This is a genomic window from Moorena sp., assembly GCF_982860115.1.
Window position 1 is genome coordinate 14,279 of the sequence record NZ_CEYLVT010000005.1, and the last position, 12,950, is coordinate 27,228.

Below are 12,950 nucleotides of genomic sequence, written 5' to 3' on the forward strand. Positions count from 1 at the left end.
CCCACCTAAAGCAATCACTAATTGAGCATCTAATCCCACACAAGCTTCTGCAATCCTTGGAAAAATCCAGAGAAGCCGATTTTGTACAGTCCCCATGGAAGCATAAATGAGTGGTTCTCCAGTCAGCTTTTCATAAGGAAAAGATACAGGTTCTCGACTCTTTGGGTTGCTATAGGGACCTGTAAAATGAAAACAAGATGGTAGTTCTGTTCTAGGAAATTCAAATTCAGCAGGATGTTGACTAAGTTGAGCCAACTGGGAATAGAGTTGACTCCAGTTATCATATGGATATAAATTCCACTGCTTACGATGCTCATCAATAACTTTTCGTAGAGATAAAACCAGAGGATAAATCAGTGCAAAACCCACTTTGTTCCGTAGAATGCCCCGCCATGAAGGGTCATAATTCCAGGACGTACCACAGGGAGGAATATTTATTTCTCGATTCATCATTAAAGAATTGCAAACAGTTACAAAAGGAATGTCTAGATACTCAGCGATAGTTCCTCCTTCTGGACAAGTTTGATCGACTAACAATAGCTCTATACCTGCTGATTTAATGACTTCTGGAACATCCCGAAGAGAGATTTTTACTAAACTTAAAAGCAAATTAATTGTATATTTTAATGCCTTAAAACCACTGAGATAACCTAGTTCAGTCAACTTTTTTTTCATTGTTCCTTTGGGAAAATCTGACTTGCCAATCAACTGAAATTCTAATCCTGCGGCTAAAACTTGTTGTTGAGCGTCTTCAATTCCTAATACGGTGACGCGATTACCACGCTGTTTCAGTTCATAACCTAAAGTAGTCATAGACTTAAGATGACTATAACCAGCAGGACAAATTATGCCAAAATGAGTCATGATATTTGATCAGCAAAAGACGTTTTGAATGAAGTTTATAGCTATAGCCCGATTTAATGGGACTTGAAAAAAAATTGAAACCAAATGTAACCTAAACTGGCTTTGTAAGGGATGAATAGTTTCCCATACTTGTCTAACCAATCGATAAAACGATAAAATATCGGTGTACGAACTGCTATCGCAGCATTACTATCCCTGATTGTTAATTGTTAACGGTAGCTAGGATCCCGATGAGTTTATTCCTAACGTTATTCCTAGAGTGGGGGACAATTTCTCCCAGGGTAGATTGCCGAAGTAACGTCTTATATAAGCTAACTATTTTTTGGCGTCTCCCTGTAGAGCGGAAAACGTCTTGAGCAAATCACCCTGCTGATGGAAACCACTTCTTTGCTAGCAATCACACAAAGTAATTATTATAGTAGTATACTAATATACCTCATATCTTGCACTAGCCCCCCAAACCTGTGCATAGTAGGGTTATATAGGGGCTATATAAACGTAGACGCTTTCTTCGACTTGCCCTAGGCTAGTCTGACTTCAGTGCGCAAGTTAAGTGTGTAACACCTTATTCGAGCTCCATCGATTATAACTTTCAAATAAGGATATTGACAAGTGCAATTTTGGTTATATTAACTAACTTGTCGTTAATGTCATTAGCCAAATCTTAAAGTAATTTAAGCTAAGCTTCTTATTTATTAGGCCAGTACTGCCGACTATCAGGATAAATTACGAAAGTTTTCCCATGACCCATTGTTTGGTAATATTCTCTCCCAGCCACTAAATAGTCACTCAGTAATTACACTAACTTCATCCATTTAAAAAACTATTTATGTAAGCTTTACACATAATGATAGACAAGCTTGTTAAGATAATGGACAACGAGTGAATTTTTGGTAAATCTAGTGTTAGGAAAGTTTTTCTGTACCTAGAGGGTGTATCCAAGTTTACTATAGTTACCCTTCACTCTTGGATGTCATGGTGCAATGCAAATGAGAATCCACCCCTCATTTTTTTTTAAAGAACTTAAAACCGTTTAATTTTTGAATCTCAGCTCCCATTCATTTCTGAGATATCCAATTCAGGGAAGCAGCTACTACCTAAGTTGATTAGGTAATCTTTACTAGTCACATGACCTATTGTACAGTTTGAGTTTGGGTATGGCTGTTATTTGTTTTGAAAATCGATTTTTAGTTAAAAAAATAATTTCACTTCAAGAAAACTTTCCGGAATATCCTTTAGCTAGGATGTAGCTAACTATTAAGCAAAGTCAATCAATCATTAGTATTGATTTTTTTTCATCAATTGATTTACAGCGGATTAGAGAAAAATGAACTCCACCTACATCAATAGCTACAGACATGATAAAAAACTAAACCCCCTTTCCTTATTGGCTCAATTATCCAGTCGTCATGCCAATGGATGTTTACAAGTATCTAGTGGTTCAGTTTCTTGGTCAATCTATCTAGAAAATGGTAAATTAGTCTATGCTTCAAACTCCATCAACCCATTTGATCGCCTAGATCATTACTTATCTCGTCTAAGTCGTAGAATTCCTACCCTTGTTAGTGCCGTTCGGGTTCAGGTTCGCCTGATCTTTGAAGCCAACTTAAACAGTCATTCAAATTATCCTTCAGATTACCAAGCAATTTGTTGGTTGGTTAATCAACATTATCTGAATTCCGTTCAGGCAGCAAGTCTGATCGAAGAATTGGCTGAAGACGTAATAGGTTCTCTGCTGTCAGAGAAAGAAGGAACTTACCAATTACTGGAAACTAATCCATCTGAGGATTTGCCTAAATTTTGTAGGCTTGACCTTCGCACAATTGTTGAACACTGTTACGAACAGTTACAACATCAGCACTCTTCTAACTCAAAGCCAATGAATAATCCCTATAGCTCTCATTCTGTAGTCCCCATCGGAAATTCTACACAATTGAACTCAATTCACGAACCCTCTCTAAATAAGTCGGCTCAACTAGAGCAGAGCTTCCAGTATAATACATCGGTTAATCAAAAACCAACGTCTACCAGTAAAACTTACAAGATTGCTTGCATTGATGATAGTACAAGTGTTTTAAATGCCATCAACTCCTTCTTGGAAGATAAAAGTTTCTCTGTTGTCATGATTAATGACCCAGTTAGGGCATTAATGCAAATTATCCGTATTAAGCCTGACCTAATTTTGCTCGATGTTGCCATGCCAAACTTAGATGGTTATGAGCTATGTTCTCTGTTACGAAAGCATTCACTTTTTAAACATACCCCAATTATTATGGTAACTGGCAATACTGGTTTCCTAGACCGAGCTAAGGCTAAACTTGTTGGAGCATCTGGTTACTTGACTAAACCGTTTAACCAATCCGATCTCCTCAAGATAGTGTTTAAACATCTCAAATAATCATTTGGGAACTATCTCCCTTATATCTATGAAGGATAAAAAGCTGAATTCGGTGTTGATTTATTAAGACATTTCGGGTGGTATTATAAATACATATCCCTCTATAGGTTATTATTATAGATTATTCTATTGGTTATAGTTTACCTAACCAATACTTTGAGACACTCACCAATTATAAACTCACCAATTATTGGTCTGATCACATAGGTTAACTTGTGAATTAATGAATACGCCAGCACTTGCCCATACCCCTCAGACCTGGTCTCAGTTAGCTAGTATAACCAAACCATCTGAAGAACACAAGAATATCGGGGATGCTTATCTTAAATTTTTGTTAAATGAACAAACCCCTGCGGTTATATCTATGCATCAAGCCCAGGAAGTTCTAGTCTTGCCCCAAGAGCGTCTGACTCCCATGCCAAATATGCCCTTCTACGTACAGGGGTTGATGAATCGGCGTTCTCGTGTGTTGTGGGTAATTGATCTAGCTCAAATGCTAGGTTTACCGACGCTAGAAACCAATGTTCAACAGTACAACATAGTGACGCTCCGTAATCAGTCAGCGTCTTTGGGGGTTGCCGTCCAAAGCATTGAAGGGGTGTTGCGACTAACACCCGATTGTATTCAATCTCCACTGGGACAAGTGTCATCGGGTTTGGTTCCCTACTTAAGGGGATGCGCTTTGCAAGAGCAAGAAATTTTGTTAGTACTAGATGGTTTGGCAATTATGGCTTCATCTCTTTTACACAACACCTAATTTAACGGGAATTGACTTGAGATCAATGGCAGCTGTTAATTGTTGATTGTTAATTTAATACTATCCTAAAACCGACCATTTTTTTAAAAATATAATAGATATATCAATGCTTTTATAAAAACTAAGTTAGTAGCCAGGTAATGGTGCTTTTTTATGGTGAAACAATTTGATAAATCAATATATAATAGTGAAATTAATAAGGATTTAACGAGTCAGGGGGTAAGCAAAGACAGGTATCGTCACCATGCCGAATTGGACTCAGTTATAAATGTGACTAGGACAGAAGTAACCGAAAACTCCAATCAGGATGGGGTTGAGCTTATTGGCTCCACTAAACCACCTAGCAGCTCCAAAAGCTTTGGGGGTCTTAAACTCAGCTTAAAAACTAAAGTAACATCATTATTCATCACCCTAGGCACTATTCCTGTACTACTGATTGGCTCTATTGCCTATCACTTAGCCAACCAATCTATTACCCAAGAAATTTCCCAAAACAACATTGCCAGGGTAGTTAGCCTAGAAGACAACCTCAAGGGCATCATACAAGACCGCTATGCGGATATTCGATTTCTAGCTACGCTCCCAGTTTTCACTAATTCCAGTAAACAGCAGACCACCTCCCTTTCGGAAAGACAAGCCCTATTATTAAACCGGTACCTAGAGATTTACCAAGTCTACGACAGTATCGCTGTTTTCGACTTAACGGGCAAAGTGATTGCCAAATCTAGTCAGACTCTTGTAGATAATCCCAGCTCCCGGTCTTATTTTGAGCAGGTGATCAAGACCAAACAACCGGCGATTAGTCAACCGATACACTCGGATGCGTCTGGTCAGTTATCCCTTTACTTAGCTGCACCGGTACTTGACGAAAATACAAAAAAGCTGGTCGCAGTTATCCAATCCCGGATGCCCATCCAATACCTTCAAGATTCGATCAACCTGATGGGCAGCGGAGGCGAAGAACTTTACTTAATCAATACCACCAACGGTAAAATTTTTCTCTCCAACCAAAGCAATATCGTTAATCAGCCCCTAACCAAGGTATTCCCGGACGCCAAAGAACTGCTAACTGCTGATAAACCCGATACTCTAGTCACATCTAATCGGGTCAAAAAACATCAGGATCTGCTAGCCTATACCCCCTTTAGTAAAAACAACGATTTAAGTAAAATCAACGATTTACCAGACCTGCCCTGGGTAGTAGTGATGGGCACCCCAGATGCGATTGGCGCTTGGCCACGCTACGCGAACGCATTTCTGCCCCAGCGGCAATTACTCCTGACCCTGACCCTCGGAACCTCCCTGACCACCTTATTAGTTGCTGCAGTAGCTGTCTATCTCGCTAACCGTTTGACCAGTCCCCTGTTAGCAGCTACCAACGCAGTGAAAGCCCTCGGCGAAGGGGAACTGGATACCCGTTTGGAGCTGGTGGGAACTGATGAGCTAGGGGTACTTGGGTCAAATATCAACCGCATGGCATCTCAGCTACAGACCCTAGTTGCTAACCAACAAGCTTCCCTAAACAAGGCGCAGTTATTTGCTGATGTTGTCACCCATGCTGCCAAACCTGATGAGAAAGCCCATGCCTTTGATTTAGTGGTGAATGCTGCTAAGGAAAAGTTAGCCGCCGACCGGGTGGTGATCTATGGCTTTGACCCAGGCTATCGGGGAAGCATTGTGGCTGAAGCGGTAGACTCCCCTTGGGCAAAAGCGATCGCCCACGAAATCACCGATGCTTGTATTCCCAGAAAATTGCTGGAAGCCTACCGCAAGGGCAGGGTTGTGCCCACCAGTGATGTCCAAGCAGAGAAATATTCCTCGGGCCATATGCAGTTGTTGAACCGATTGCAAGTGAAGGCAAACCTGGTTGTCCCGATTGTGGGGGTCGATAATCTAATTGGCTTATTGGTAGCTCATCAGTGTTCTAGGACTCGGGTATGGCGCACCGATGAGATTAACTTTCTACAGGAATTAGCCACCCACTTAGGACTAGCTTTAAGCGGTGCCAGTCTCGCCACAGTGAAGACCGCTGAAGCGAACCGAGCTGGGCAAGTTATTGAGATTACCTCCCGTATCCGGCAATCTTTCACAGTCGAGGAAATCTACCAGTCAGCCACCAGTGGCATCCGAGACGCTCTGAAAACCGACCGAGTCGTAGTCTATCTGTTTGAGGAAAATTGGGAAGGAACTATTGTCGCCGAATCCGTAGGTCATGGCTGGCCGAAATCCTTAGGAGCAGAAATTGCTGACCCCTGCTTTGCCCACCAATATGTGGAAAAGTATCAGCAGGGTAGAGTTAGTGCCTTGGATAACATTTACCAGGCAGGCTTGAGTGAGTGTTACTTGGGTCAACTTGAACCGTTTAAAGTCAAAGCTAACCTAGTCGCCCCCATCTTAGCGGACGGCAAATTACTGGGACTGTTGGTGACCCATCAGTGTTCCGGTACCCGGCATTGGCAAGAATCAGACATCAACTTTTTCAGGCAGATGGCAATTCAATTGGGCTTTGCCCTTGAGCAAGCCAAGCTAGTAGACCAGCTCAAACAAGCCCGCACTGCTGCAGAAGTAGTTTCCCACGAACAACAGCAACAACGGGAAGCACTACAGTTGCAACTTTTAGAACTGGTCAATAAAGTGGAAGGAGCTGCCCAAGGTGACCTAACGGTAAGGGCTGAGATCCTCAGTGGGGAAATTGGCACTGTGGCTGACTTCTTCAATGCCGTAATCGAAAGTCTACGAGCGATTGTTACCCAAGTTAAAACTGCTGCCACTCAGGTAAACCAGTCCGTTGGGGACAATGCCGGAGCTATTGCTCAACTGTCTGAAGCCGCACTCCAACAAACCCAGGAAATCACCCAAACCCTAGATTCTGTGGCTCAAATGACTAGTTCTATTCAAGAGGTAGCCTTCAACGCCCGCCAAGCCGCTGCCGTCGCCCATACCGCTGCCAACACCGCCCAAAGCGGCACCCACGCTATTGAGCGCTCTGTTGTCAGTATTCTAATATTGCGAGATACGATAGCAGAAACTGCAAAAAAAGTCAAGCGCCTCGGGGAATCCTCCCAGCAAATTTCCCAAGTGGTGGCGTTTATTAACCAAATTGCCCTGCAAACCAACCTATTGTCGATCAACGCTGGCATAGAAGCCGCCCGGGCTGGGGAAGAGGGGCAAGGATTTGCCGTGGTTGCCGAAGAAGTTGGTGAACTCGCTGCTCGCGCCGCCACCGCCACCAAAGAAATTGAACAAATTGTAGACAACATCCAACAAGGCACCTCCGAAGTGGTGGAAGCGATGGAACTGGGTACTACCCAAGTGGTCGAAGGTACCTATCTAGTTCAAGAAGCCAAAGACAGTTTTGGTGAAATCCTGAACGTCTCCACCCAAATCGACCAATTCATTCAATCCATATCCCAAGCTACAGTTTCCCAAGCCGAAACTTCAAGCGCTGTGACAAACGTAATGAAAGACATTGCCCAAATCTCAGAACGCACCTACCAGTCAACAGAACATATCTCCCACTCCCTCCAAGACACTGTCAGTATTGCTGAAGAATTACAAACATCGGTTGGCAAGTTTAAAGTTGATCAGAATTATGACTAATGACCACTGACCACTAACCACTAACCACTAACCACAACCACTACACATGTCACAGGACAAAGAACTGGAAATTCAGCTACAGTTTCTCGAAGAGGCAAAGGAATACTTAGATACCATTGAATCGGTGCTGCTGGGTTTAGCCAGCGCTCCCATTGATAGTCAGAAAATGGATGGGATTCTGCGAGCGGTTCATTCTGTCAAAGGGGGAGCTGGGATGATGGGATATGGCACCTTGAGTCACCTAACTCACCGCTTAGAGGATTCATTTAAAGTTCTCAAGGCTAAGAAAAATGCGATCGCAATCGAAAACCAACTCGAAAGTCTACTGCTACAGGGGGTAGACTGTCTGCGCCAGGTACTCGATATCAACCGCCAGGGGAATCGGGTAGACTCCCACTGGCTAGAAACCATAGCTAACCCAGTATTTGATCAACTTCACGAGATTCTAGGGGACCCGGTCGCAGATGATGCTAGCACTATGCTAGGAGCAGAGGATGGCACTAATGTGACTGCCATGCTCTTTGAAACAGAAGTGGAAGGGTGTCTAGCTCGCCTAGAAGGGGTGTTAGCAGACCCCGAAAAGCCCTGCTTGCTAGAAGAAGTGTCCATCATGGCTCAAGAATTAGGCGGGTTAGGCGAAATGCTGCAGCTTGAGGCTTTTAGCCAGTTGTGCGAAGACATCAATCACCAGCTAGAAGCTGCCCCAGACCAAGTGGAAGCGATCGCCCAACAAGCTCTAATGGTATGGCGGCAATCCCAGGCGTTGGTACTGGTAGGTCAACTGACTCATTTACCCCGCTGCCTCGAAGCTAGGGAGTTTCAAGAGAATCAAGGAGGATCTACAGAGCCAGGGGTGGCAGAGGAAGCTATCTTAGTTGGGGAATTGGAAACCGATCAGCCAGAACTAGTCGGACAAGGGGATGAGGCATACCAGCCAGACCAGCCAGACCAGCCAGACCAGCCAGACCAGCCAGACCAGCCAGACCAGCCAGACCAAGGGGAAGTCAACGTATTTCAATGGGTGGATAGCAATCTTCACATCTCTTCCCCCTCTGCCTTGTCTTCTCCCCCTCCCTTGTCTTCTCCCCCTTCCCCTGAACCCATTTTCCTGAGGGAGAACAATCAGGAAGACTCCTCAAAAGACCCACACCAGGAAAATACTGTGCGCATTCCTGTGCGACAGTTGGATCGACTCAATGACTTGTTTGGAGAACTGACTATCGAGCGCAATGGTCTTTCGCTGCAACTGGGACGACTGCGCACCTTAGTAGACAACCTCAGCCGCCGGGTCAAGATTCTCGAAGCTTCCAATCACAAGCTCCGCACATCTTATGACCAGATTGCCACCCCAAAAGGAATGACAGCAAGACAGGGGGATGGGGAAACCAACAAACCCGATGGACTTTTCCTGCCATCTTCCGTATCTTCTCCCGCCGCTTCTGACACTTCCCCTGCTTCCCTAGCTATTACTGTTCAAGGGTTTGATGCCTTAGAGATGGATTCCTACAGCGACTTGCACCTGCTATCAAGGGAGGTGATGGAAACCATTGTTCAAATCGAAGAAGTCACCAGCGACTTGGAATTGACCCTAGACGATACTGATAGCATTGCCCATGAATTAAACAAAACTGCCAAGCAGCTGCAAACCAATCTGACTCAGGTTCGGATGCGTCCCTTATCTGATTTAGTGGGACGATTTTCCCGAGCTTTGCGGGACTTGTGTGTGGAGCATGGCAAACAAGTAGAACTGAAGGTAGTGGGGAAAGGTACCCTGATTGACCGCACCATCCTGGAAACCCTGAGTGACCCCCTAATGCATTTATTGCGCAATGCCTTCGACCATGGCATTGAAGACCCTAGCACCCGTCAGGCGATGGGGAAACCGCCAAAGGGAACTATTGAAATCAAAGCCACCCACAGAGGGAACCAGACCCAGCTTACCCTCCGTGATGATGGCAAAGGCATTAATTTAAGCAAAATCCGAGCCAGAGCAGAGGAAATGGGATTAGACCAGGAGCTGCTCGCCAGCGCCAGTGACCAGGAATTGCTGTCCCTGATTTTTGAACCCGGATTTAGTACCGCTGATCAAGTCACCGACCTATCTGGTCGTGGTGTGGGGATGGATGTAGTGCGCAACAACCTCAAACAAATCCGGGGGGATATCCGAGTCGATACCCAACCGGGTTGGGGAACGACCTTTACCCTCACTGTCCCCTTTACCCTATCAGTAGCACGCATCCTGTTAGTGGAAAGTAACGGCATGCTATTGGCATTTCCCATCGACGTGATTCAAGAGATGCTGATGCTCAAATCCCAGCAAATCTTAACTACTTTAGGCAACGAAGTTATCAACTGGCAAGGGAAAATGGTCTCCCTGATTCGCCTGAAAAAGTGGCTGAAATTTTACTGTCGCCGTCGGGTAACCACCCTAGAAGAAACCCCGAGCATTAATGAACCTACTATTCTAATTATCAATCAAGCCGAGCAATTAATCGGCCTGTGTGTAGACCGCTCCTGGGGAGAGCGAGAAGTTACCGTGCGTCAAGTAGAAGGAACCCTAGGGTTACCTGATGGATTTAGCGGCTGTACCATTCTCGGCAACGGTCGAGTGGTTCCCCTGGTAGACGCCAATGCCATGGTACGCTGGATAATCAGTTGTCAGCGCACCAGTAACCTAGAGAGTTTATCCCCACAACTTGGCTCCACCTCAAAGGGATTTGTGGAGCAACAACCTCCCTCGATCGGGATACAACCAAGTACCAAAGACACCATCTTAATCATTGACGACTCGATTAACGTGCGCCGGATGTTGGCATTGGGGTTAGAAAAAGCTGGGTATATTGTAGAACACGCCAAAGATGGTCAGGATGGGATAGAAAAACTGCTTCGGGGATTAGAGGTTAAAGCCATTATTTGTGACATCGAAATGCCCAGGCTGGATGGCTACGGCTTTTTAACTCGGGTCAAAGGAGAGCCCAGCTTAAAGACCTTACCCATTATTATGCTCACCTCCCGGAGTGGTTCTAAACATCGGAAACTAGCTATGACTTTAGGTGCATCTGGCTATTTTTCTAAGCCTTACAATGAGCGGGAGTTATTGAAAACGTTAAATGAAATTATTGTAGAAGACGTATTGATTTAATATTTTTGGTAATATAATGTCCGGTTGACTACTTATCATTTTTAGTTGTTCGTCAATTAACGATTAATAATTAACGATTAATAATTAACGATTTACCTAAAGACGAAGTGATTAACCGGACTCGTTCGCTAGCCAACGCCCTTCGGGCTAATCGCTTTTAGCGGAAGCTTAGCTTCATCGCGAAGCGTGGCCTTAGGCCAATCTCTTGGTGCGCGTTCACGCTTAGCTCCCACGAAAACGCTGGGTCTCACCGGATAATGGGTTATTTCGTCAAAGTTTCAGCGTTAACGAGGGTGCTATTGAGATCAGACTTAAAAAATAACTCTTCCTAGCTCAACTCCGCCAAACTCGACGATATTGCTTGAGCTTCTCCGAACCAGGGCAGTCTGCACATAGTAGTAGTAATTGAAATGGTCAAAGGTATGACCTGATTCACTACTGGTTGAACTTCCCTCGAAGGTATAAGCAGTTTCCCTTCTGGTATCCGAATTAAAAACTAATCCAGAGACAGTATTAACAGCACCATCACGCTTTCTAATGCGTCGTAGTGCTGCTGTGACACGAGCATTCGTACTTCTTCCCGTCGAATCACGGTAGGAAACACTAATGGTGTTGGCATTTTTAACATTAACAGACACTGGACAAATGACAGTAATTGAACCGGTTTTTTCTGGTTTGAACTTAATCCGTCCCGCCGTGATCAGATAAAGGTCTTGTTGTATAGCAGAATCAATGGGAACACATCCTGCTCCATCCATCACCCAATCAGGAATCTGAGCCAGGGCTTTACTAGCACCAAATGTTGTAGTCTGGGCCAATAACGCTCCGATTAATAGTGCTTTTTTCATGTTTATTTCCTCATCACAACTTGCTCAAGTCAATCTGGGATGCACCTATATAGTTATCACCCAAGTCTTTCCTTTTTACGCAAGAGGATAAATTTCACCTAGAGCAGGGGTGGAGGAATCAGAAAACTCACCCCCCATGCTCTCATACCTGATTAGATATACAGATATATACAGAGTATGCGTTCGCTAGCCAACGCCCTTCGGGCTAATCGCTTTTAGCGGAAGCTTAGCTTCATCGCGAAGCGTGACCATTCGCGTAGCGTGGCCTAAAGGCCAAGGTCAATCGCATTCGCTACTTTTGCGTTGTTTATTTTGCGTTGTTTATTTTGCGTTATTTGTTTTGCGTTGTTTTTGAATGAGTACACACGGCTTTTAAGATATCCTGTATCGATCCCTTTCCCCAAAAAAAAATAAGAGAGCTGTCTTCAAGCTCTCTTGATCATCAGGGTGCATCTAAATAATCACAATATAGCAGTTTTAATGAGGGGTGTCACCCCTCATTTTTATTTTGCCAAATGGCTGTGCCTTCCACTTCCAGTTAACCATTGGCACTACCTAGTAAAGGTGATGAGAAAGTTTAATCAAATTTGGACAGATTTTCCCTTAGAGCCTTGGTCAACTAATACAAGCTAACAAAATCCTTAACATATGAATCAAACGAAAATCTATATCATCCCATGCCCTAATTTATCCATTTACCCCTATACCCATGATCAAATTCGATTCCGGAATAGTTACTGAGGGTGGGATATTCTCGAATCAATAATTAGTAAAGGGCTTACACAGCAAGACCCTTAAAACCAGGTTTCTCTTATAAGTCAAAGGCTGAAATCGGTGTAATTACCCTCAATAACCGGGTTTGCGCCGTAAGTCCTATAGGATTTGTCGAACATTACGAATTCATAGGCTTTTTAAACAAAGTTTAAGTTAAGCAAATTTCTCTGAACAGAGTCTACCAAAAGTTCAGCCAAGTTGATACATTCATGGTAGGCACACAAACCAATCGGAATTCAGGACTGTGCCTCCTGTCCTGAAGAACTTACAGCCCTAGAAACTTAGTCGTAGAGATTAACAAGACATGTAGGGTAAGGTAGGCGTTAAATCAGCATGAATGGGAGTAATTCAGTTTAATTCCCACCTACCCTAGACAACTAAAACCATGTCTAGCCCTAATTGGTCGATGTTTTAACTAGCTAGTGGTAATGATCTGAAGCATCTTTGTTCAGCGTCTTAGGCTAGCCAAACTGTTAAAACATCAAAAGCCAAACCACTCAGGAAAGTAAGTAATGGAGGAAGATACTTTTTTATTGAGCGTCGGCTGTAAGACTCTGTAAACCCTAG

At 43.9% G+C, this 12,950-nt stretch carries 6 protein-coding genes; 4 read left to right on the plus strand and 2 right to left on the minus strand.

The window, feature by feature from the left end:
• Nucleotides 1-864, minus strand: an 864-nt coding sequence (locus AC4II3_RS01725) for a glycosyltransferase (protein WP_488007056.1), incomplete at its 3' end; no start/stop codon positions are given.
• Between the two features lie 1,327 nt (nt 865-2,191).
• On the opposite strand from AC4II3_RS01725, the gene AC4II3_RS01730 reads away from it, so the two are divergent.
• The 4 genes from AC4II3_RS01730 to AC4II3_RS01745 all read left to right on the plus strand — a co-directional run bounded on the left by AC4II3_RS01730 (nt 2,192) and on the right by AC4II3_RS01745 (nt 10,761).
• On the plus strand, nt 2,192-3,262 hold the full coding sequence (locus AC4II3_RS01730) for a response regulator (protein WP_488007058.1): 1,071 nt from the start codon (nt 2,192-2,194) through the stop codon (nt 3,260-3,262).
• 223 nt (nt 3,263-3,485) lie between these two features.
• Nucleotides 3,486-4,019, plus strand: a complete 534-nt coding sequence (locus AC4II3_RS01735) for a chemotaxis protein CheW (protein WP_488007060.1) — start codon at nt 3,486-3,488, stop codon at nt 4,017-4,019.
• A 153-nt stretch (nt 4,020-4,172) separates the two neighbouring features.
• Nucleotides 4,173-7,619: a GAF domain-containing protein gene (locus AC4II3_RS01740; RefSeq protein ID WP_488007062.1), complete on the plus strand. Its 3,447-nt coding sequence runs from the start codon at nt 4,173-4,175 to the stop codon at nt 7,617-7,619.
• A gap of 46 nt (nt 7,620-7,665) precedes the next feature.
• The gene (locus tag AC4II3_RS01745) at nt 7,666-10,761 is read left to right on the plus strand and encodes a hybrid sensor histidine kinase/response regulator (RefSeq protein ID WP_488007064.1); all 3,096 of its coding nucleotides are present in this window, start codon (nt 7,666-7,668) and stop codon (nt 10,759-10,761) included.
• A gap of 311 nt (nt 10,762-11,072) precedes the next feature.
• Here AC4II3_RS01745 and AC4II3_RS01750 read toward each other — a convergent pair whose 3' ends face one another.
• The gene (locus AC4II3_RS01750) at nt 11,073-11,609 is read right to left on the minus strand and encodes a hypothetical protein (protein WP_488007066.1); all 537 of its coding nucleotides are present in this window, start codon (nt 11,607-11,609) and stop codon (nt 11,073-11,075) included.
• Nucleotides 11,610-12,950 lie beyond the last annotated feature (1,341 nt).